The organism is Staphylococcus simiae, from assembly GCF_017357005.1.
Lineage (GTDB): Bacteria > Bacillota > Bacilli > Staphylococcales > Staphylococcaceae > Staphylococcus > Staphylococcus simiae_A.
The window spans coordinates 62,674-84,788 of the sequence record NZ_CP071589.1 but is presented as its reverse complement, the minus strand read 5'-3'; the positions used below and the strand labels follow the sequence as shown (position 1 = coordinate 84,788).

Below are 22,115 nucleotides of genomic sequence, written 5' to 3'. Positions count from 1 at the left end.
AAAACTCCTTTAAAATTTATTTTCTAAATATTTAACTGCAGTATAAACAGCATCAACTTCTCCTGCTGTACCGCCTTTGGTAATAATCGGTAAACCTTCAAAATACCCTCCCAAAAATACACCATATGATATTAAAGGTAGCACTTCATCTTTTAACTCAATACCTTCAGTTTTACCAATAGCACATAATGAAGCAGTAACATCACCCCCACTTGAGAAGCAACCGCCTATATGATACTCTGATTCTTCTATAATCAATCTGGTTATTTTTGCTAATCCATCCGAAATCCTCTTTGCATAAAAATCCTGTGATTTACCATTTTGCTTTGCTAAATAATCTAAGTTAATAATTTCATTATTAGGGTGGTCTGTAGTCATCAATAGAATATTATTTTCATGTAACATATCTTTTCCATGTTCTACACACTCTCTAATTGTTTTCTCCCACTTATTTTCATCATCTGTTGCTAATTGCTTTGAATCTACATAAACCTTCCCTATTTCTCTTTTTTCTTGAAGATATTTCAATTGATTATGACTATTTTGGGTAACGCTACCAACAGTTAGTAGTATTTTCTTTTGCTTCAAGTTCTTAATCGAATATGATTTTACATATGTTTCTGTAAGTGGCCCTGGATCTGCTGGTACCAATAGTTTATGATCAATCAATACCATTGCTTTACCAATCACTTCAATATTTTCAGATGTAATTGCATCTACAACAATAATTTTACTTCCGTTATCAATATGATGATTCATTTGTTGTTTTAAGTTTTTTTCGCCTTTTAATACTTGAGACAATGGAATATGAGATACTTTATTTTCTGTTTGTTGTCCTATTAATTCCGGCACATAAGAACTAGTTATTGGTTTAACTGGATCCATACTGACATCAGATAATTCAATTGGAACATTATGAAGTAATAAATAACCACCTACCATCGTTCTATTTGATTCTGGATATGTAGGAACTAAAATGACAATGGCTTCTTCATCTAATTGATTTAACATTTCATCAATTTCAATTCCAATGTTTCCTCTGACAGTACTGTCAATTCTTTTACAAAAAATATCTGTGTTCCATTCTTTTAAATTATGAACTGCTGTTTTAATTCTATTTTTTGCAACTCTTTCACTACTATACCTTGAGTCCGTATTAACTACTGTTGCGTTAATAATCTCATTAGATGGTATAGAATCATAGTTAATCATCGTAGCAACATTAAATCCCAAATTATTTAATTTAACTCCAGTTCCGTTTCCACCTGTTAAATCATCAGCAATAACACCAATCTTCATAATTAAATACCACCCCTAATGTTGTTAATAAGAAATTATTTTTGAGATGCGTTCTAACTCTGTAACTTTATATAATTTTCTCTTTTCAAATTTACTTTGATCAGCAACCAATATCGTTTCCTTAGATGCATTCATCATGGCTGTTTTCAATTTCGCTTTATCAATACTAGGAGCAGTTACTCCATATTCTTTATCTACAGCATGGGCGCCTAAGAAAAATAAATCTGCATTTAGTTTAGTTACTAAGTCAAATGTTAAACTTCCTAATATTGAACCAGTCCTATTTTGCATGTATCCCCCTAATACAATGACATCAATATCTGTATTCATTAAAACATTACAAATCGTTATATCATTAGTTATGACAGTTAAATTAAAGTCTAATTGAATAAGTTGATTAGCAATTTCATAAGTAGTAGTTCCCGAATCTAAGATGATTGTTTGATTATCTCGAATAATTTTTATTGCTTCTTTAGCTATTTCCTTTTTAGCTACCATATTTTCAACTTTTTTATCATAATATGGTGTTTCACTAATGTTTGTTTGTATAGGAATAGCACCACCAAATACTCTCACCAAACTCCCTTCTGATTCTAATTTCTCAAGATCTCTTCTTACTGTCATTTCAGATACTTCCAATTCTTTAGAAAGTTCTTCAACTTCAACTTTGTTATAATTTTTCAAATTATTTAAAATAATTTGATGTCTGCTATTTTGTTTCATAAATAAACTCCTTTTTGTTACAAACAAACATTTCTATTACATTATGTTATATATAAACATTATTGTCAATGAAATTTGTTCTTTTGCAACATATAAATTTAGATTTGTTTTCTTTAATAAAAATATTTGGTTACTAAATACTCTTATTTTATAACATGTATAGTCTTATAGTTATAAACCTAATAGTGATAATTCATTCAAAAATTCTCCTTATATATTTTTGGGATTCCTTCTAGATTTTTCTTAGCGTATTATTTTAATTCTACTAATGAAATTTTAAAATTTACTAATTTAAAAATTATAATATTTTGTATTTTAACTATTTTTCAATTTTATTCAATTTATCTAATGACATTCATTTTGTAGACTCACTAATAGATTTTTTAGTAAGAGATTTGTTATCACTTCAAATTTCAAATATGAATACCTTTATGTGATTAAAAAATAAACTCTACATTCATTTATTCCTAATGTAAAAGCACAATCACCTAATGAATATAGAATGATTGTGCTCTTATATATTATATAATTTATGTACTTTTATTCAGACCAAATTAAAATCTCTTTCTTCATCCCAAAATTTTTTAAACTTACTCCATAATTTTCCAGTCATTATATTCTCTCCTATCACTTTTTATAATACGGACAAATACAGTCTTACTTGTTGTTTACACTTAATTTAACAGTAACTGTGATTTGCACATTTTTAATATAAGATTTTTAAGAGACAAAATATGTCCGTTTTAAAATGTAATGTATACATTGAGGTGAATGTTATGGAGAAAGAGAAAAGACTGTTATATTTTTTCTTTTCAATGATTAGTGGGAAAGAAATAAACCGTTCAGAATTAATAAAACGCTCTGATGTGACGACACGTACGTTACGACGAGATGTTGATGTGATTAATCAATTTTTTAAAGATCCAGAATCGCCATGGCGCAATAGTAGTACCAAAATTCAATTAGTAGGAAAAAATGATAATGCTACTTATAAGTTAATCAATAGTTCATTTAGTAAAGATAGTTATGCCATATTAGGCTTGTTGATTAGTATTAAAAGTTTAACACCTAAGCTTCATCAAAATGTCCATGCTTTATTTAAAGCGCTTATTGATGATAGTAAACCTGAAGATAAAAATACATTGAATAGTGTATTAAATCACTTCTCTGTTAGGAAGAACCCAAACGATTGTAATTTCCCGGGACATGAATTAATGACACTGCAAACAGCGCTAGCAAAGGGCGTAATGGTTGGCTTTAAACATAAACGTACTGGGAAATATGTTTTTGCGACACCACATTCTTTAATGTATATGAATTACGATTATTGGTTAACCTATGAAACTGGTGATAAATTTTTTGATGTTAAAGTACGTGACATCATTGATGTTGAAATGAATGAAAACTTCTCTAAAACGAAATCAGAAGCCAATGAGATTGTCACTGTGAGAGTGCATAAAGATATAGCAAATGAATTGAAGCAATTATATGCTGTGTTAGATGATCGACAATTAAATGATGACGAAGCTAGACATGTAGATAATAAAGATGACTGGTTAATATTTTATATTGCCTGTACTAAACTAGATGCATACTATATCGCTTACCAAAAAGCACCACGTGCACAAATTCTGGCACCACAAACATATGTCGATAGTTTCCTAGAGCGTATGTTAGAAATATTTAATCAATATGATTTGCCACCGGAAAAGTTATCTAAAGGGGATTAGCGCCACTAATCGTTTATCATTTAAATTAAGGGATCTCTCCATAATTAACCATGCTATTTCAACACAATGCTAGTAATGTAAACAACTCAAAAATGCGATTAGAGACCATCAAATTCTCTAATCGCATTTGTTATTATTTGCTATTTAACATATTTTATTAATTTTTTGACCTTTTTAATCACTTTATGCTTACGTAGTCGTTTAACTACTTTGCCTTGTCGTTTTTTAACATATTTCATATATAATTTATACGCTAATTGAATACCTTGTGGTGAACGTTTTAATGACATACGTTTGTTTTTAGTTTTAAGTTGGACTTTTTTACCTAATAACTTCTGCGATGCCATCTTATAACTGATTGCTGGTGCATACTCTACCTCAGGTTCAAATAAGACTACTGAGTCTTTCAAAGGTGCAAAGTATTTCACGATACGATCATCTTCAGGTTGCGTTCTAAAATAATCCACCCCAAAGTCATAAAAGTTTCGTTTTAGTTCATCTTCATTGATATAATGTTTACTATAAAATGATGTAATAAACTCTGGTAAGATATTATCCATAGCTTGATATAAATCTTTGTCATAATTTTTCGGTTGAATGATAGGTTCCACCATATCATTATTTCGACGATATCCTGGAACACTTTGGTATGGTATATTCGCAAAGATAGACTCGATAAAAATAAGTGATGTCATCTTACTTGTGTAATTATATCTAACTGCTGTACCAATTGTTGGATAAATACTTCTCGCATAGAAGAAAATGGTATCGATAGGTTGTTCACTAATGTTATTTAACAGCCGATCCAGACAATCTTGTGTATAGCCTCGACCCCAATATTCTACGAAAGCAAACTTCTCATTGAAATCAATTTCTTGGCGTAAATAATCATTAACAATATCTCTTTCTTGACGCGCTTTATCAAGCAACAATTTGTGATACGCTTTATTATATTGTGCTGTTATTCTAATGAGTTCTCTATCATTGTTAGTTAATTTACTAACCTTGTTAAGATGTTGTAATTGTGGAAATACTTGCTCAAACTCTTGTTCACTAATATGTAATGCTTTGATAGCACTATCAAAGTTAGTTAAGCCTGCTAAATTTCCAAATACTGAAAAGAATTCTTGATCTATATGATCTATAAATGATGGAATACGCCATGCTTTACGCGATCCATAAATATATTTAGTTTGAATGTCATAACCTTTGACAGCAATAATCGCATCAGCAATTTTTTTAAGTAGTTCGCCATCTCTTGAAATAAAGTATAACGTTTGAATATTTTCTTTGAGTGCCTTTTTAATGGACCAACTTACATATGGTACAAAATAACTACTAATATAGCCATAGACATAATAGTTTAAGTTGTCATAATCCTTTTGACGAAATCTCGCTAGTTGCGTTGTAAGTAAAAATGTATCGTATTGTTTGTTACGCTTTAGAATCGCATTCTCATAGGCATTGAATTTTGTTAATTTATGATGTTTCGGTTTGATATTTAACTTTTTAGGAACTGTAAAATCAGCATGTTTATTATCACCGTAGTGAATCCATTCTGCATAATCGTAGTTCAAATCCTCAAAGACATCTAAGTATAGTAAACTCGTTGATTTCTGATTACCCTTGTCACTAGATACATAAAGAGGTAATTCTGCCAACTTGGGATCTACTTTAGTTAACATTTGAATGATGACGTCTTTAGGTAAGTACATATCACTGATTAAAATGACATCTTGATTGTGATCTAATAAATCATATAGGAGTGCCAATTTATCTTCTTTAGCTTCGACGTTATTCAATTCTGCTTCGATTTCCAAATCATATAGTAGTTGTGCTTGCTCACTCGTTAAATCATATACCGACTGAATCCTAGCGATAATATCTTGAAACTTTATTTCTAGTCGCTTATCATCACGCACAAATTCAGATTTCTTATAATAATCTCTCATATAACTTTCAGCTTGGCTTCTTACGCGCGGATAGTTATGAATGACATAGGCTGGTAAATCTGCCTTCAATGTGATTAATTTATCTTTAACATAGAGGAAAATCCCTTCAGGCTTTAAGGTCTTACGTTGAATAATCGTATCGAAAATATCAAAACTGTATAATTTAGGTAACTGTAATGTCTTAATCTGATAGTTTAATGTTGCTTCAATAATCTTTTCAAAACCATTGTCAGTATCTAAATCATATTGCCAAAACTGCTGTAAAATCGTCTCATTCTTCTGTTCATCAAATGGCAATGACTCTATATGACTTAACATTGCCAGCAAGTCATCAAAGTTTGATGCTATGGTTCCGGAAGTCATCTCTTGATAATCATGTACTAATGTTCGATTGGCAGTATATTTATCGTAATCATAAATATAACGAATAAAATGTTGTACACCTGAAGCTAACAAATCGTAATAAATAGAAGAATAATCTACAATTCCGATATTTATTTGATCAAAAATTTCATAAATATCTTTATCATTATCCCAGAACAGAATATTAGGATGGTTGCCATACAATTTTTTATAAGCAAGATAATTAATATCCTTTTTGACTAAGTAATGCATTTTAATAATTAATAATATGTTGTTGTTCTTTAATGTTGTCAGTAATTCTGGCATATTTGGTATGGCTTGGCCGAAAAAGTTAGTCATGTCATAGTCTCTAAATGTAGGTGCATATAACGCAATTTTAGTATCCGTATTCAATCCCTTTTGCTGTCGAATGTCATGATCGAATGAACTGAACATCTGTTTATCAAACATATTGGCTGGATAACCTGAACGCACAACTTGATCCTCGCTCAAATTGAACATCTTACAGAAGTGACGTTCCATTAACGGAGACGTTACTAAACATAATTGATTATTGCGATAAATTTCATTATATTTGATATATTTCTTGTAAATACGTTGTCTAATACCTGGAGAGTCAACAAAGCGTTCAATGGGTTTAATACCCACACCATGCCATAAATTCAGAATAACCACTTCATTCTTAAATTTAACTGGTATATGTTCTTTAACTTGATGTACGACAAATACACCCGCTTCGCTTTTTAACTTTTCAGCTTTGTTAGAATGATACGTTTCAGCTTTGAACCCTAACTTTCTAACTTTGTTAACGATATTAATATCATTACACATCCAATATGCTTCGATATCTTTGCGAAATTTATTGATGTAAATAAACAACCATTTAGGATTACCAGCAAATTCATTTGTGGCATTAAATATCCACAGTTTTCTATTCCTCATATTTCCCATTACCTTTCTAATTCCTTCACAACAAGAACACGTCGTATGTTCCAATCATCTTGAAACAGTTATAGTTGACGTTTAATACATCACCACAACAATTATTTTAGTGATTGATATTATTAAACATTTTATTTGTTTGAAAATTCAGTTATTTTAGCTTATGTGTTTATTGAATTTATGATAATGATGCACAAATCAATTATGTCGTTTGTGAGTTAAAGACATCATTGACTAAACGTTGACTTGCTAGACCATCTTGATGATCAAAATTTTTATCTAAAAATGTTTTAACTTTTTCTATATCAAAATCGTTATGTTCCAACGACTGCATAACTTCATCAAACTGACGTACAATTTTACCTGGGACAAACGATACATACGGTTCATAAAAATCACGTGTGGCAATATAATCTTCCAAATCAAAGGCATAAAATAACATTGGACGTTTAAAACAAGCAAATTCATATATTAAAGATGAATAGTCAGTAATTAAAATATCAGTAATAAATAATAAATCATTAACTTCCCTATAATCGGCAATATCTTGGAAGTAAGCTTGGTATTCAGTTGGAATAGGTACGCGTTCTTTGACAAAAGGATGCATTTTAAACAACACGACAGCATTATGATTGCGACAATATGTTGCTAAACGATCAAAATCAATATTGTCAAATGGATAATGTGCTGACTTATGACCATTACCCCTAAAGGTTGGAGCAAATAGTACGACCTTTTTACCCTTGATGATTGGTAATTCTTGTGACATCTTATCTCTAATTTGTTGTGCATAAGAGTCATCAAATAAGATATCTGTACGTGGTACACCTGTAGGAATCACTTGGCTTTCATCCATGCCAAATGCTTCAGCATACATTGGTATTACAGATTTTGAAGAAACATACACTTTCGTATAATTTCGATGTGCTTTTGAACCGAAGAAAAGACCACCCTGTTTACCAGCACGACTGTAGCCTACAGTCTTAAATGCACCTACAGCATGCCATACTTGAATAATGTCTTGTGACGGTCTGAATTTAACTTTATTTAATGTAGGATGGAAATCATCAACGAAAATGATATCTGCTTTCCCATATAAGTATGGTAATTTGAATTTATCAGTCAATTTATATCTATCAGTAATATTAGCTTTATAAATTTGATGAATTTTATATTTCTCATCGATATGTTGTCTTATCATTTCATCATAGATAAATTTGAAATTTCCCGATAAGTTAGCACGTGATTCCGAAGAAAATAATACGGTATTCGTCTTCTTGTTATGAATGAATTTAGACGTATTGAAAATAGCGTTAAATATACCTTCTCGCGTTTTCAACCACCATCTACGTCGCGTTTTGTTTAACGAGAACTTTCTTTTTTTAGAACGCCCTTTAGATTTGTAATTGATATACTTCACTTTAAGCATCATATCATTGTTATATGGGTCAATTTCTGGTGTTACAGTGTAACAATGCTTTGTTGAATTACCATTTTTTCTAAATACTTTAGTCAACAGTTGCAATACATAATTATCATCATGATTAAATTGATTTAAGTCATTTTGTTGGAATAAAGTTAATAATTGTTGATTTACTTTTAATAACTTTTGACTTATTGTCGCATGATGCTGCCCTTCTTTAGTTGTATATACCAGCTGATATGTGCCTGACAATAAATAGCTACCATCCACTGCCGAAACATTAAAGCGACATGTAAATTTATTTCCCTCCATGCGAACATGTTTAATCGGTATCACTTCTTCACTATTGACATTTTGAAGTTGAAAAGTACCTTGAATACTCATATTGAATCCTAAATGCCCAGTAATATACATTTGGACGCGTTCCCAATAAATATTATCTATAAATACATTTGCTTCACTACTATTTACATTGTTAAGTACTACATTGTCCATTTTAATACTGTTTTCCCCCATGACATTGATAAATCTGTTTCAAATGCATTGATAGCATCACTAATTGTTCTAATATCACATTCGTTACCTTTTAATAAAGCTAACTTTTCCACAACATCTGGATACTTAGCGTAAAAAGCCATCACTTCTTTAAAATCTTGAGCACCACTTCTACTACTACCAAATAGCGTTAATCCTTTTTCTAAGACTAATCTAGTGTTCACTTCAATTGGATATTCACTAACACCGAGTAGACTCACGGTACCCTCAGGTGTTATGAAATCAATGATTTGTTTTAGTGCTGACTGGCTACCTTTACCTCCTACACATTCGAAAGCATGATCAAACGTCACTCCTTGTGGTATGTCATGGATATGATAAATATCATCAACGAATGAAAAGTGACTCAACTTATAATCCGTCTTACCAAAGATGGCGATAGACGCATTCGGATAACGTTTCTTCAGTAACACTGCCGTAATATAACCTAAATTGCCATCTCCCCATATTGCAAGACGCATTCTATTCGTATGTGCTTTACGCTCAAAACGTTGAATGGCATGCCAACTAACAGTGACCAATTCAGTGTATGACATCGTACTTAAATCTGTGATACTAGGGTCAACTTCGACCACCCGATCATGTGCTATAAAAACATAATCCTGCATAAAGCCATCAAACCCACTAGATCTAAAGTGACTACTAGGCAAGTAATTTTCAGCAATCATAGGATGCGTCTCGACTGGTGTGTTAGGTACCATCATCACTTTAGTTCCTGTTTTATAGACATTGGCACTATCGTAAACGACTTCTCCAACTGCTTCATGAATTAAAGACATTGGCAATTTTTGACGTAAGACATCTTCATGTCGTTGACCTGTATAGTATCGTTGATCTGCTGCACATATAGATAAATAAAGAGGTCTAACAACCACTTTGTTACTATTAATCGTTTCATTATTGTAAGTGACTTCGAATTGTCTTGGTGCAACAAGCTGATAGACTTGATTAATCATTTAACATCCCGCCTTTTAAGATGGAATTAGCCACCTTTAGGTCATAGGGTGTTGTTATTTTAATGTTATATAATTCCCCACGTACTAATCTCACTTGTTGATTAGCCACTATAAGAATCTTACACGCATCAGTCAATATGTCCTTCTGTTCTGCAGACAATGCTTTATAGCTATTTCTTAATAACTTAATATTAAATGACTGTGGTGTTTGCCCTTGGTACATCTCATTTCGAACCGGTATAGTATGTACGTATTCACCATCAGTTGATGTCACGATAGTATCCGTCGCAGATATGACGGTATCCACTGCACCATATTTCAAAACATTGTCGATATTTTCTTTAATGATTCTATGCGTTAAAAATGGTCTAACAGCATCATGCGTGATAATCACATCATCATCAGTAATTGGTTGTCTATGTTCAATTTCATGAATGATGTTCATAATGGTTTCATTACGGTCAGTGCCTCCTTGTATCACTTCGATTCTGTCATCATTAATGTAATGTTTGCGTAATATATCTTTCGTATGTGATACCCATTTTTGTGGTGTGGCGATGAAAATTTTATCGAAATCATTCACTAACATAAATTTTTCAATTGTATGTATCAGTATGGGCTTACCATCTAAATCTAAAAACTGTTTAGGTAGTGGGACATTGCCCATTCTAGAGCCAATACCACCTGCTAATATACCAGCATAAATCATAACTTTATCTTCTCCCCCTATTGACTACTCGATGTGAAGTTCATGAAGGAAAAGTTTTCTCTATTTATCTACTGTACTACGTGACTCCATATCGTTTTGTATAAATATTTAATATTTAATAAATTTAATAGTGTGATGTTTATTAAAATTATTATATCAAAAAATAATGAAATAAACACAGAATAAATATTGCTAGTGACAAAGAATTTTGTATTAGCTAAATTAGCAAAAGTTTTGAGTACAGGGAAGGATTTGTGAAGTAAAAAAATAGAAATGATTAAAGAAAAGGAAAGGATTGGAGAATTAGAGGAGCAGAGAGGTGAAGGCCTATTAGCGTGGTGGAAAAATATTTGATAAGTGATAACGGAATGGTTTAAGGAAGTATCGAACTATGGAGCAAGTGATGGAAGAATGTTTTAAGAAAGTAGAAGACTATTAAGCAAGTAATTGAGGAATGACCATTTAGTCATGGAGATGGTTGATTGTTTAAGGATGTACAATTTTGATATGCGCGTTATTGTGCGACTTAAGAAGAACAATGAAGCTATACTGTGTCATTGCATGACAGGAATGGTAAATATTGTTATGCTACGTGCCTTTTGAATACGCATAAATATGATGAAAGATTGATATTGCTAAAGTGAGCGAACTTTGATTCAAGACAAACAATGAATATGATTAATAACAACTTCTAACATTAATTTAACTAATACATAACTATTTTTAGTTGATTTATAAAAAGTATTTTAATTAATTGAAATAAACATAGAAAAGACTAGTAAAATCAATTAAAATATTAATATAAATAATAAACAGAAAGGGTTGTGTTAATGAAGAAAATTTTTTTAAGTATTGGCGGAATTTTAATTATTTCCTTATTATCTCTTTTTATCATATATGAATGGAAAATTTATCAAGAATTACACAATGACAAAGTTACTTCATCTTCTGACAAACATTCATCTGAAAATAAAAAGACATCGAATAATGACAAAGATGAGAAACCTACTCAAACAAATACATCCACTCAAAATATGGATACAACAAATGCAGGAGATAACGTTACAAGTAATCAAAATAATACAACGAATGAAGTGACACCTGAACCTAGACCAGATGATAATGAAGTCATCAAAGGCAACCCACTTCATAATGAAGACGTTGGTAAAACAAAAGGTCAAATTAGAGAAGAATTGATGGCAAACACTGATATTAATAACCTGCCAGCAGGAACAAGTTTGCAACAATATGTAGATGACGTAATGTCTCAATCTGGTGGTGGAGCAACAGAGGAACGCTATAAATAAGGAGATATAAATTTATGAAAAAATTAATCACAATTGCTGTGTCGATAATTATTACTACATTACTCGTTGTCAGCATCATTTTAGGTGGCTTCATTGCTTGGAATAAATATCAACATGTCGCTTCAAATGATACGAGCCAGCATAAGAAAAGTAATCAAACTTCAAAAAAGCAAACACATGATGACACAAAGAAAGATGAAGAAGATTCATCACAACAAGAACAAAATGTAACAGAAGATTACAATCAGCAACAACAAAATAATATACATCCTGCTAATACACAACAACCTGTGACACCGTCACCTAAAACCACTACACAACCTACAACTAACAAAAATAAAATGCCTGAAATTCAAGTCACAGAGTTTACAGACGAAAACGGAGATGGCAAGACAGAAACTATTAATGGTTTACCTGCAGGTGATGTAGGACAAGGTGGCGTTCCTGCCGAAGGTATACACTAATTTTAAAACATAAGGGATTGGGAATTGATAGAAATGAAAAAAATATTAGGAATAATCTTTGCTATTATAATTACCACTTTATTAATTACTATGATTGTTTTAGGTGCATTTATCGCCTACGATATGATAACTAAGAATAATGACAACACAAAAGCAGTAGCTCAGCAGACACAAGAAGATATTGGTAAAAACAATTCTAATTCTGATGATCAAAGTTCTAGTTCTCAAAATGAAAATAATAATGAACAAACTTCAATTGACTCTAATGAAGCGTCAACTAATAATAAATCCACTCAAGTAGAAGTAAATCGTAATAATGTATTCGATTATCTATTTGCAGCAATGGACCATAATGGTTATGAAAAAGATATGTACAAGTATAAAGAACCTGTCTTTAATTCAACTACTGGTAATTGGGAAATTTTAGCTAGCAATAAAGGTGGTGCTGGTGGTGGATTAACATTTAAGGTAGAACCAGATGGTGCTGTTTTAGTTTATGATAATTTAAATAGGTTTGATAAAAAGATTAAATAGTCATTCAAGATATAAATGCATACGAGGCTATGTTACTAAATTTCAAAGAAGCACAGAACAACATTGTTAATGTTCTATGCTTCTTGTATATTGCTATTACGATTGAAATAGTATCAATGCCTACTTATTATTTTTCCTATAGTTAATAAAATTAAGAGTATAGATAAAAATTAGAGATAGAAATGGTAATGAAATTAAGAGATTATTTTTAAATCCTATCGTAGAAGAAAAAGACAAAATAGTCATAAAGAAAACAAAACTTAAAATGATAAGACAGAATCTGGGAACCGTATATACTTTCTTTTTGTCCACAATATACACTCCTTTTGAATATCTTAATCAGATATATGACTTAGTTTACTAACAATCATGCTACTAAATTCATCCATTTCTCAAAATACATTCAATATCTATCTGTATATTCAAAATTAATTATTAATTACCACAAACACTATATATGAAAACACTGTTATTTTATGACATAGTTTTTATATTATTGAAATACGCAGATATTTTACTTATAATAAAATATAAATAAGGCAACGTGCTACAACACATTGTCCTTGAGCCCGTTAAAAAGACGGTAGCTTAAATGTTATTTTCTAAAATAACCATCTAATTTTCCAAAGTTTTAGAGATGATTATTTTTTATGACTTTCTTTACTGATAAGTACTAAACCGATGATTGTCATTACAACCATCAGCATTTCGTAATCAGTCATGCTGCCCCTTTCCAGGAGTAACAACAGTTTTGTTAACGTAGTTCATAGACAAGTTTTTGTGCTCATGCTATCATATAAATAAGGCAACGTGCTGTAACACGTTGCCCTTGAGCCCGTTAAAAAGACGGTGGCTTGTAGTTAAAACAATTAGTTTATAACCATTTCATTACCTTCCAAAGTTAGAGATGGTTATTTTTTATGATCATTTTTACTAATCAGTACTAAACCGATGATTGTCATTACAACCATCAGCATTTCGTAATCAGTCATGCTGCTCCTTTCCAGGAGTAACTTCTATCATCATAGGCATCACCCCTTTATTAAGAGATTAGCCACCATCTATCCAACTTGCTCATAATATATTATATCAGCATACTATTATTTTTTTAATATATTTTAAATGATATTAACAACTGGGTAAATCTTCATATGCCTAACATTTACAAAACATCATTACAATTGATTTCCTACAATGTTGTCGTGTTCATCAAAACATCAATAGCTATCTCAAATGACCAATTGGATAACCTAATCACTATTTCATGATGATATTAACTATACTTAAAATAATTGCAATAATCGCAAATCCTATGACAATATATGCGAATTTCCATTTCCTAATGAGGAAGTATAACCCGAAAAATAATATACCTATATTTTTAGTTAAATCAGCAAATGGACTAGTAATATTAAAAACGTATGATAGTAATCCTGCAATGAAAAATACACTGGCTAAAATAATCATTAATAAAGATAAATTTTGTTTCTTTCTATCATCCATATGGCATCTCCTTTTATAATCGTCATCATCTAACAATTAGTTAAGTTAAATATATCAAATATTGATGATTAATGTTCTATTTCCTTAATACTTTCTATGAAAAAGAATATGACAAAGAAATAATCTTTCAACAAGATTTCTTTAGAAAATACCTATCTAAAAAATCAATGAATCATTTTATAAATGGAATTGTTGAGGAGATATCCCAATCTCACTGCAACTTCCTTTTGTATAAGTTCGCGTTGTGTGGTAATATCATCATGCATAAAAATTCGAGATACTACTAAAAAAGAGGTTTAAATATACTATGAAAGAAAATTTTTGGAGTGAATTACCACGTCCATTTTTTATTTTGGCACCAATGGAAGATGTCACAGATATCGTCTTCCGTCACGTTGTCAGTGAAGCAGCTAGACCTGATGTCTTTTTCACTGAATTTACTAATACTGAAAGTTTCTGTCACCCTGATGGCATTCAAAGCGTTCGTGGACGTTTAACTTTTAGTGAAGACGAACAACCTATGGTAGCGCATATTTGGGGAGATAAACCAGAGCACTTCCGTGAAATGAGCGTTGGATTAGCAGAGATGGGCTTTAAAGGCATTGATTTAAATATGGGATGTCCTGTAGCTAATGTTGCTAAGAAAGGTAAAGGTTCAGGTTTAATACTACGACCTGAAAGAGCGGCTGAAATTATTCAAGCAGCTAAAGCGGGAGGTCTACCGGTCAGTGTTAAAACACGTCTTGGGTATTATGAGATTGATGAATGGAAAGATTGGTTAAGACATGTCTTCGAACAAGATATTGCCAATTTATCGATCCACCTTCGTACACGCAAAGAGATGAGTAAAGTTGATGCCCATTGGGAACTGATTGAAGCCATTAAACAGTTGCGTGATGAAGTGGCACCGAACACTTTATTGACGATTAACGGTGATATCCCTGATAGACAAACAGGTATGGAACTTGCTAATCAATTTGGTATTGATGGGGTCATGATTGGTAGAGGTATCTTCCATAATCCATTTGCTTTTGAAAAAGAACCGCGTGAACATTCAAGCAAAGAATTATTAGGATTGTTGAGATTACATTTATCATTATTTGAAAAATATGGTAAAGATGAATCACGACAATTCAAAAGCTTACGTAGATTCTTTAAAATTTATGTACGAGGCATTAGAGGTGCAAGTGAGCTACGTCACCAATTAATGAGTACACAATCGATCGCAGAAGCACGTCAATTACTAGATGACTTCGAAGGAAAAATGACTGACGACGACATCATAATGACTGTCGGTGACGATGGTGTAAGCAAAGACGAGTAAAGTTGAAAATGTTGGAGTTTATAGTTTAATTATAGAAGTTAGAAAAGCTACATGCCTATAAATTAGGTTTGTAGCTTTTTAGTGTTGTTGCTATACATATTGATTTATCTGATGGGTTTAACTATTTTTACCATTGTTCTTATAATCTTTTTTACTAGGTGCTAAGAAGTACATAGGTATTAAAAATACTAATGCTAATTTTAGATATCTTCTTATCATTGCAGGCATATTTATTAATAGCGGTAGAAATACTCGGACAACCATTATGAAGATAATCAATACGAGATAAATTTACTTTCTTCTGATGATAATTTCATCTCTTTTAATACCACAGTAACAAATGATACTGAACCCTTAAAGCGAGATTTTAATCAAAACACGATATTCTAGGTTGCTCATTTTCTGAAATATATAGTATCGAAGTAGCCCAATAGATTAAAGTCTAAAATTTCAGGAGACCATTTATAAAATGAAATTAATGATGCACATAATATTAAAATTCACCATTCAAAAATATTGGTCTTTTTATTTTTGAATGGTAGATTACAACGATAACAAAATGTCAAAAGTGTATAATTGAAATTTCTTAATTAGCAATAGATATTATTTTTGTTGTTCATTGATGTCTTTTCACTAATTGATTTTAGGTGATAAGCATCTATAAAATCTATAATATTAAATTTTTAGACTTCTAATTTTCTTTTCTTCATAATAGGCAACAATACCCAATAAAATAATACCTAAGAATAAAGCTACATAGAAAACGATAAACACATCAGTCCAACCACTTAATGTATATCCAAAGATATTTAAACCTTTACTTGTAGGATCTGCAATGGCTGCCAAGCCTACTTTGGCCATTGAGTCACCAAATAAATATGCAAAGGATCCTGTCATTCCATTAGCAACACTAATCGCATTTTTGGGAACAAAACCTGTCAGTGATACACCAATTAATAGCTGTGGACCAAAGATTAACGCACCTAAAGCAAACAAGGAAATATTAACCATCATTACACTGGTCGCATTCGTATAAAACAAGACGACGAATGTAATCATAAACATACAACCAATAGCGACAATAGCTCGACGTCCTTTTAGTACATCCGATATGTATCCCCATAATAAACTTGCAACTAAGGCTCCTATTTCAAAGTAAAAAATAGTATTGACTGCGTCACCTTTATTAAAATGTAAATGTTCGGACACATACAATGGGGCCCAGTTATCAATACCGATACGTACAATATAGACAAAGACATTAGAAATACATAAAATCCATATAACAGGATTTCTCAGAATATATTTCTTAAAGATCTCCCATTTTGTCATGCCCTGTGAATCAATGTTCTCTTTATCTACGGGTTCTTCCCATATATCCTCAGCTCGATTCCATCCAAGTTCTTCAGGATCATCTTTACCGATAAATAATGTTACTACCCCAATAAGTAAAGCTACTATTGATGGAAAAATAAACATACCAACGACATTGCCATGGAAGAAGACATTGGCACCCCAAAGTGCAACACCGCCTGCAATAGCACCACCAATATTATGAGAAGTATTCCAAAAACCTAAGTATCGGCCTCGCTTCGTTCGAGGTGCCCATCTTGAAATCGTGGAATAACTCGCTGGACCTCCCACGGATTGAAACAAACCATTAAGTCCCCAAAGGACAATGAGTATTCCCATCACAGAACCAAAGTAACTTAAGACAAATCCCATAATTAATATTGTGATTGCAGATAAAATTAGTAAAAATGAAATAATCCGCTTCGTGTTACGACCATCAACAAAGTAGCCCAACAATGTCTTACCTAAACCGTAAGTAATACTAAACGCTAAACCAATATAACCTAACTCTAGTGTAGATAAGCCAATATCTTCTTTTAATAATGGTTGCGCTGCTTTGAAGTTATTTCGAATCAAATACATTGCCATATAAACAAAGAACACAACGAAAAAGGCTTTCATAAAGTTTCTAAGCCATAACTTACGTTGTACAGATAATGGAATACCCTTATTAGGTATTTTATGTATATCAAAAAAATTCAACTCTATCACCTCTATCAATGTTGTTAAACTTATTATAGCACTGCTATGTAAGCGCTTAATATACTTAAAGTTATAAAAATATCTCAAAAAATCGAACAAAAAGTTGAGCACTATTACCCATTCTCTAATGCAACATCTAGATAATCCATTTCGACACCATTATGACAACTAAAGTCTTCTATTTCATGATTTAATTGTTGTACATATGATTTTATTACTTTCTCATTTATATTAGTAAAGTATGTATCATTCACACTATAACGTTGTGTATTCTCGGCTATCACACTGTTATATTATGACTAACGAAAATAAGTATTACTTATACAAAAAATCCCTCACTATTTTCTGTAGTTAAGGGATTTTTATTGGTATGGATAATGTCGTCTATTTTTAAATTTCCTTTCAAATTGAACTGATGTATAAAATTTTAAGTTATTTCCTATCAGTCCGATTTATTATAGAGCTTTCCTTCGCAGCTCATCTTAGTTTGTTTATTAGGTAAAGTTTTCAAATGTCTCAAGGTACGATCATAATTATTTTTATAGATTGTCTTATTTCTTTTCAAATATGTTGTTATTTCATATCTTTAAGTGCTTTATAAAATATTTCTCTTTGTTTTTCTAACGAAATAGGGTCATTATATTGTGTTTCTGAAACATCAAATGTAATAACATGATTTTTCTTCACTGTAGTTAAATTTTTCCAATAATTTGTTTGTTCAAATGGAGGTTGTTTATCTCCTTGTTGTGCAATAATTGCAAAATCACCTATATAATCTTGAAACTGTTCTTCATTAATTCGTGTCGCAAATTTAGTTTGAGTTGCTTTTTCTAATGGACTAGGTTGTTTCATGCCATAACCATCATAGATAATTTCTGTCCCTCTTCCCATATGATCACTAAATGCCATAATACCTTTTGGTGTTTGTTGAAGAACAGAAGCTGTTTTTCCTTTAATTAACGGCTGTAGTTCTTTTTTATCGCTAGCTAATTGTTGCTCCCATTTTTTTAACCATGCGTTTGCTTTACTTTTTTCATTAACGAGTTGTGCCAACTTTCGAGTTGTATCTTTATAACTTGATTTATTTGCATTAAATGTAACTGTAGGAGCTATTTTTTTTAATTTATTAAAATTTTTATCTTCAGAAGTTGTAATGATTAAGTCCGGTTTTTCTTTAACAACTTGTTCAACACTGGTATTATCTATTTTCTTAATATCTTGAGTTGCATCTTTAAGTACTTTATTTTGTTCAATAAATTTAGGAACAGCAACAGGCTTATGACCAAATTTAACGAGTGCACCAACATAAGAAGGATGTAGCACGACAATTCTTTTTGGATGCTGAGGTACTTTAACTTTTTGACCATCATCAGTTGTAAATGTCGTCTCTTTTTTTGAATTGTCCGATTGATCTTTATTATTCTTAGAATCATTATTCTGACTGCCATTGCTACAGGCAGCTAAAAATAAAAGTAAACAAAATATCAAAACGATTAATTTTTTCATCATTCAAAATCCTCTTTATTTGATATTGATAATCGTTATCAATTATAACATAATTATAAAAAGATATATATTTATTTTTTGAAATATTAAACTATTTATTGGATAAAAATGGGAGGTAAAAATGAGACAGTTCGTAGAAAAGTTCAAGATAAATCATTACGATATTACGATCAAGTTACCTAAAGACTATTTTAAAAAGTTGGATAAACTCTATCCAGCGCTCATTGTTCATGATGGCGATGATTTATTTAAAAAAATAGAGAAAAACATTATTTTTATTGGTGTAGCATCTCAACAACGAGCACATGACTTTACACCATGGGAAGCAACGATTGGTCATCAACAAATTAAGGGACAGGCAGATCAATATTTAAATTGGCTTACACAACAATTAATACCTACTTTAAGACAAAAGTATAGAATATCTTTAGATAATCAAGATTTAGGTATATCAGGAGCCTCTTATGGTGCCCTAGTTTCAATGTATGCCTTGTATAAGAAGCCGAATTGCTTTGGAAAATATATTTTTATTTCGCCATCTTTATGGTATCCTCATTTTTTGAATTACATGAAAGAACAGGGTATGATTCCTCAAGAAGTTCACATTTACTGGTATGTCGGTCTTAAAGAAGGGATTAAACATACATTGAAAGTTAAAGATATGGTCCCTAATAGTTTAGAAGGAAAAAATATTTTAAATCAAAGTTTAGAACACCCCATGTCAAAATTTGAATTCGAATGTTCAAAACGAGGTATTCATAGACAACGTTATTTTAAAAAATATTTCAAAAAAGGTCTTAAATCAATATATTTATCAAAGTAGATAATATCATCAACCTCATTTTATTATTTATTTTTAGGTAGAATATTAACGTAAGAAATCTAATCAGAAGTTATCTGTAACCTATATATTACTGATGGTATAATATTATCGTCGCCTAGCTCTCAGACGTCAATTCAGACGCAGAGAGGAGGTGCTAAAAGTGACAGATATCTTTGTTCACATCACGACCACAGTCATCAGTGGTTGTATCGTTGCGCTATTTACGCATTGGTTACGTAAGCGTCACGATAAATAAATCGGCGACATAACCACACTAAAAAACCCCTCACTATTGCGAGTAGTGAGGGGTTTGGTGCATCAAATGCAGATATCTTTGTTAAGTACATTATAACATCAAAGCAGACAGGAATGCAAAACTCATCTGCTATCTTCGTTCACATCATAACACCAGTTGGTATGTCAACAGTAATTCAGACATTTTTGATGTGATGTTTTTTAAAAGTCACTGGTGTTAAATATTGTAGTGAAGAATGCGGTCTAAAATGATTGTACCAATGTACGTAATCGAATAACTCTGTCTCTAATTGATTTAAATCTTCAAATATCATTTGGTTTATGAATTCAGTCTTTAAGGCTTTCATTTTTAATTAAAAATTTAAAAATGTATCTCAATTCAAAAAATATATATTTTCAAATTTTAACTACTCAAAGACGCCACTAGTCACTAACCATAGTAATGCTATTGTACATTTTTGATTGTTTAAGGATGTACACTTTTATCGAGAGCAAGAGCCGCTTCAATTAAAATGGCGTCAACCACGAATCCAGCATTAAACGCAAAAATCGGTTAAGCCTGGGACAAAATGTATTTTGCACTTAAAATTAAGTACTTGGCAGTAACTGTCTGATTTTCAAAAAGTTGATAAATCAACATTTTGAAAACCTAGTCAGTCTTGCCGGGGTGGGATTACGAAATAAATTTTATATGAAATTTATTTCTGTCCCACTCCCAACCGATTTTAATAATGATACTTCTATGAATAATTTGATGCTGTTTTAGCATGTTTACCGTGTATAGTTCCTACATGCATCTTAACCATCTAAAGATAAAATAGCATCAGTTAATTTCATGCTATTATTAAGTCTCTAACATGCTGCAAAAAAGAAATTATCTGTATAATAAATACTCATTTTAACAAGACCAGTCATAAATCATATAGTCACACCTAAATTAATAAAAACATATCTTTATTAAAATTAATTATTTCTACATGATTATTGTCGTTCAATATTTTATTTTGGTTTTCAATCATTTAAAGTCCTATCGTATCCCTGAAACCTTTTAATTGAATATCTCGCATGGTCAATGCCACTTCTTTAATATCAATACTATCTTTATTAACTGACCAATATTGAAAAGTTTTAATTAAAATAGCATGCATATACTCTTTCACTAAATCTTGACGTACTGTTGAAATATTAGAAAGATTACTTAAATCCATAAATCTTTTGCTAATTTCATTTTTTATTTTCATTTCAAAGCTTGGAGCTCCATTGTTCCCTAATAAAATTCCTATCGTTTTAGAGTATTTTTCTAACCCTTTAAATATTAATAAAAACATTTCAACATTAAATATATCTTCTTTTTCAAACACTTCATCAATTTTATTTCGTTCTTCGTGTATGTGTTGTAAAATTTCCTCTTCTATTTCTGAAAGTAAATTATATTTATCTTCATAATATCTATAAAATGTACTTCTCGTGATTTCAGCTTCTTCTATAATTTGATTCACCGTTATTAAATCAAATTTATTTGTTTCTAGTAGTGTAATCAAACTGTTTTTTATGTTCTTTTTTGTTAACGCAGTTTTCCTTTGATATCCCATATAATCACTCCCAGTTTAAATATAGCACAAAATAAAACACTTTGTATCATTTCATACATATTGTCATATTTTGTTCTTTAGAAAATTAATTTAGGGTGTT

General features: G+C 31.0%; 20 protein-coding genes. 7 read left to right on the top strand and 13 right to left on the bottom strand.

Annotated features, from left to right (window positions below; all coding sequences use genetic code 11):
• Positions 1 to 9: 9 nt before the first annotated feature.
• Together J3R86_RS00360 and J3R86_RS00355 are read right to left on the bottom strand one after the other, a co-directional pair.
• A complete protein-coding gene (locus J3R86_RS00360; RefSeq protein WP_207517574.1) occupies positions 10 to 1,299 on the bottom strand; it encodes a four-carbon acid sugar kinase family protein in 1,290 nt (429 codons plus the stop codon).
• A gap of 24 nt (positions 1,300 to 1,323) precedes the next feature.
• A complete protein-coding gene (locus J3R86_RS00355) occupies positions 1,324 to 2,022 on the bottom strand; it encodes a DeoR/GlpR family DNA-binding transcription regulator (protein WP_207517573.1) in 699 nt (232 codons plus the stop codon).
• A 776-nt stretch (positions 2,023 to 2,798) separates the two neighbouring features.
• Between J3R86_RS00355 and J3R86_RS00350 the strand changes: the two genes are divergently transcribed.
• A complete protein-coding gene (locus J3R86_RS00350; protein WP_242685731.1) occupies positions 2,799 to 3,752 on the top strand; it encodes a hypothetical protein in 954 nt (317 codons plus the stop codon).
• A 140-nt stretch (positions 3,753 to 3,892) separates the two neighbouring features.
• Here J3R86_RS00350 and J3R86_RS00345 read toward each other — a convergent pair whose 3' ends face one another.
• From J3R86_RS00345 to J3R86_RS00330, 4 genes are all read right to left on the bottom strand, one after another.
• Entirely contained in the window at positions 3,893 to 7,009 is a 3,117-nt protein-coding gene (locus J3R86_RS00345) for a CDP-glycerol glycerophosphotransferase family protein (RefSeq protein ID WP_207518483.1), read from the bottom strand.
• 202 nt (positions 7,010 to 7,211) lie between these two features.
• On the bottom strand, positions 7,212 to 8,927 hold the full coding sequence (locus tag J3R86_RS00340; RefSeq protein ID WP_207517572.1) for a CDP-glycerol glycerophosphotransferase family protein: 1,716 nt from the start codon (positions 8,925 to 8,927) through the stop codon (positions 7,212 to 7,214).
• Positions 8,915 to 9,943 carry a zinc-binding dehydrogenase gene (locus J3R86_RS00335; protein WP_207517571.1) on the bottom strand — a complete coding sequence of 343 codons (1,029 nt, stop codon included), beginning with the start codon at positions 9,941 to 9,943 and terminating at the stop codon, positions 8,915 to 8,917. Before J3R86_RS00335 ends, J3R86_RS00340 begins: the two co-directional genes overlap by 13 nt.
• Positions 9,936 to 10,652: a D-ribitol-5-phosphate cytidylyltransferase gene (locus tag J3R86_RS00330; protein WP_207517570.1), complete on the bottom strand. Its 717-nt coding sequence runs from the start codon at positions 10,650 to 10,652 to the stop codon at positions 9,936 to 9,938. Before J3R86_RS00330 ends, J3R86_RS00335 begins: the two co-directional genes overlap by 8 nt.
• Before the next feature lie 830 nt (positions 10,653 to 11,482).
• On the opposite strand from J3R86_RS00330, the gene J3R86_RS00325 reads away from it, so the two are divergent.
• The 3 genes from J3R86_RS00325 to J3R86_RS00315 are packed head-to-tail and all read left to right on the top strand — an operon-like array spanning position 11,483 to position 12,957.
• Positions 11,483 to 11,959, top strand: a complete 477-nt coding sequence (locus J3R86_RS00325) for a hypothetical protein (protein WP_207517569.1) — start codon at positions 11,483 to 11,485, stop codon at positions 11,957 to 11,959.
• Between the two features lie 14 nt (positions 11,960 to 11,973).
• Positions 11,974 to 12,423 (top strand): hypothetical protein, encoded by a 450-nt coding sequence (locus J3R86_RS00320; RefSeq protein WP_207517568.1) that lies wholly within the window; start codon positions 11,974 to 11,976, stop codon positions 12,421 to 12,423.
• A gap of 33 nt (positions 12,424 to 12,456) precedes the next feature.
• The gene (locus J3R86_RS00315; RefSeq protein WP_207517567.1) at positions 12,457 to 12,957 is read left to right on the top strand and encodes a DUF4834 family protein; all 501 of its coding nucleotides are present in this window, start codon (positions 12,457 to 12,459) and stop codon (positions 12,955 to 12,957) included.
• Between the two features lie 911 nt (positions 12,958 to 13,868).
• Here J3R86_RS00315 and J3R86_RS00305 read toward each other — a convergent pair.
• Positions 13,869 to 13,949, bottom strand: a complete 81-nt coding sequence (locus tag J3R86_RS00305) for a hypothetical protein (protein ID WP_207518482.1) — start codon at positions 13,947 to 13,949, stop codon at positions 13,869 to 13,871.
• A gap of 265 nt (positions 13,950 to 14,214) precedes the next feature.
• Entirely contained in the window at positions 14,215 to 14,460 is a 246-nt protein-coding gene (locus J3R86_RS00300; protein ID WP_207517565.1) for a hypothetical protein, read from the bottom strand.
• 307 nt (positions 14,461 to 14,767) lie between these two features.
• Between J3R86_RS00300 and J3R86_RS00295 the strand changes: the two genes are divergently transcribed.
• Entirely contained in the window at positions 14,768 to 15,784 is a 1,017-nt protein-coding gene (locus J3R86_RS00295; RefSeq protein WP_207517564.1) for a tRNA dihydrouridine synthase, read from the top strand.
• 675 nt (positions 15,785 to 16,459) lie between these two features.
• Here the strand turns inward: J3R86_RS00295 and uhpT are convergent.
• From uhpT to J3R86_RS00280, 3 genes are all read right to left on the bottom strand, one after another.
• Positions 16,460 to 17,839: a hexose-6-phosphate:phosphate antiporter UhpT gene (uhpT, locus tag J3R86_RS00290; protein WP_207517563.1), complete on the bottom strand. Its 1,380-nt coding sequence runs from the start codon at positions 17,837 to 17,839 to the stop codon at positions 16,460 to 16,462.
• Between the two features lie 113 nt (positions 17,840 to 17,952).
• A complete protein-coding gene (locus tag J3R86_RS00285) occupies positions 17,953 to 18,123 on the bottom strand; it encodes a hypothetical protein (protein WP_207517562.1) in 171 nt (56 codons plus the stop codon).
• Positions 18,124 to 18,412: 289 nt separating this feature from the next.
• Positions 18,413 to 19,345 (bottom strand): ABC transporter substrate-binding protein, encoded by a 933-nt coding sequence (locus tag J3R86_RS00280; protein ID WP_207518481.1) that lies wholly within the window; start codon positions 19,343 to 19,345, stop codon positions 18,413 to 18,415.
• A 121-nt stretch (positions 19,346 to 19,466) separates the two neighbouring features.
• Here J3R86_RS00280 and J3R86_RS00275 point away from each other — a divergent pair, with 121 nt between their 5' ends.
• The gene (locus tag J3R86_RS00275) at positions 19,467 to 20,168 is read left to right on the top strand and encodes an alpha/beta hydrolase (RefSeq protein ID WP_207517561.1); all 702 of its coding nucleotides are present in this window, start codon (positions 19,467 to 19,469) and stop codon (positions 20,166 to 20,168) included.
• Between the two features lie 160 nt (positions 20,169 to 20,328).
• Entirely contained in the window at positions 20,329 to 20,424 is a 96-nt protein-coding gene (locus tag J3R86_RS00270; protein ID WP_207517560.1) for a type I toxin-antitoxin system Fst family toxin, read from the top strand.
• 175 nt (positions 20,425 to 20,599) lie between these two features.
• On the opposite strand, the gene J3R86_RS00265 is transcribed toward J3R86_RS00270, so the two are convergent.
• Together J3R86_RS00265 and J3R86_RS00260 are read right to left on the bottom strand one after the other, a co-directional pair.
• Entirely contained in the window at positions 20,600 to 20,770 is a 171-nt protein-coding gene (locus J3R86_RS00265) for an IS3 family transposase (protein WP_207517559.1), read from the bottom strand.
• A gap of 672 nt (positions 20,771 to 21,442) precedes the next feature.
• Complete coding sequence (locus tag J3R86_RS00260) at positions 21,443 to 22,015, bottom strand: TetR/AcrR family transcriptional regulator (RefSeq protein ID WP_207517558.1); 573 nt, start codon at positions 22,013 to 22,015, stop codon at positions 21,443 to 21,445.
• Positions 22,016 to 22,115: the final 100 nt, after the last annotated feature.

What these genes read in the sequence shown, in the direction of transcription:
- J3R86_RS00325 (WP_207517569.1), top strand. Translation starts at nt 11,483, where the DNA reads ATGAAGAAAATTTTTTTAAGTATTGGCGGAATTTTAATTATTTCCTTA.
- J3R86_RS00340 (WP_207517572.1), bottom strand. Translation starts at nt 8,927, where the DNA reads ATGGACAATGTAGTACTTAACAATGTAAATAGTAGTGAAGCAAATGTA.
- J3R86_RS00265 (WP_207517559.1), bottom strand. Translation starts at nt 20,770, where the DNA reads ATGAAAGCCTTAAAGACTGAATTCATAAACCAAATGATATTTGAAGAT.
- J3R86_RS00280 (WP_207518481.1), bottom strand. Translation starts at nt 19,345, where the DNA reads ATGAAAAAATTAATCGTTTTGATATTTTGTTTACTTTTATTTTTAGCT.
- J3R86_RS00260 (WP_207517558.1), bottom strand. Translation starts at nt 22,015, where the DNA reads ATGGGATATCAAAGGAAAACTGCGTTAACAAAAAAGAACATAAAAAAC.
- J3R86_RS00320 (WP_207517568.1), top strand. Translation starts at nt 11,974, where the DNA reads ATGAAAAAATTAATCACAATTGCTGTGTCGATAATTATTACTACATTA.
- J3R86_RS00360 (WP_207517574.1), bottom strand. Translation starts at nt 1,299, where the DNA reads ATGAAGATTGGTGTTATTGCTGATGATTTAACAGGTGGAAACGGAACT.
- J3R86_RS00345 (WP_207518483.1), bottom strand. Translation starts at nt 7,009, where the DNA reads ATGAGGAATAGAAAACTGTGGATATTTAATGCCACAAATGAATTTGCT.
- J3R86_RS00355 (WP_207517573.1), bottom strand. Translation starts at nt 2,022, where the DNA reads ATGAAACAAAATAGCAGACATCAAATTATTTTAAATAATTTGAAAAAT.
- J3R86_RS00275 (WP_207517561.1), top strand. Translation starts at nt 19,467, where the DNA reads ATGAGACAGTTCGTAGAAAAGTTCAAGATAAATCATTACGATATTACG.
- J3R86_RS00295 (WP_207517564.1), top strand. Translation starts at nt 14,768, where the DNA reads ATGAAAGAAAATTTTTGGAGTGAATTACCACGTCCATTTTTTATTTTG.
- J3R86_RS00305 (WP_207518482.1), bottom strand. Translation starts at nt 13,949, where the DNA reads ATGACTGATTACGAAATGCTGATGGTTGTAATGACAATCATCGGTTTA.
- J3R86_RS00350 (WP_242685731.1), top strand. Translation starts at nt 2,799, where the DNA reads ATGGAGAAAGAGAAAAGACTGTTATATTTTTTCTTTTCAATGATTAGT.
- J3R86_RS00315 (WP_207517567.1), top strand. Translation starts at nt 12,457, where the DNA reads ATGAAAAAAATATTAGGAATAATCTTTGCTATTATAATTACCACTTTA.
- J3R86_RS00300 (WP_207517565.1), bottom strand. Translation starts at nt 14,460, where the DNA reads ATGGATGATAGAAAGAAACAAAATTTATCTTTATTAATGATTATTTTA.
- J3R86_RS00335 (WP_207517571.1), bottom strand. Translation starts at nt 9,943, where the DNA reads ATGATTAATCAAGTCTATCAGCTTGTTGCACCAAGACAATTCGAAGTC.
- J3R86_RS00330 (WP_207517570.1), bottom strand. Translation starts at nt 10,652, where the DNA reads ATGATTTATGCTGGTATATTAGCAGGTGGTATTGGCTCTAGAATGGGC.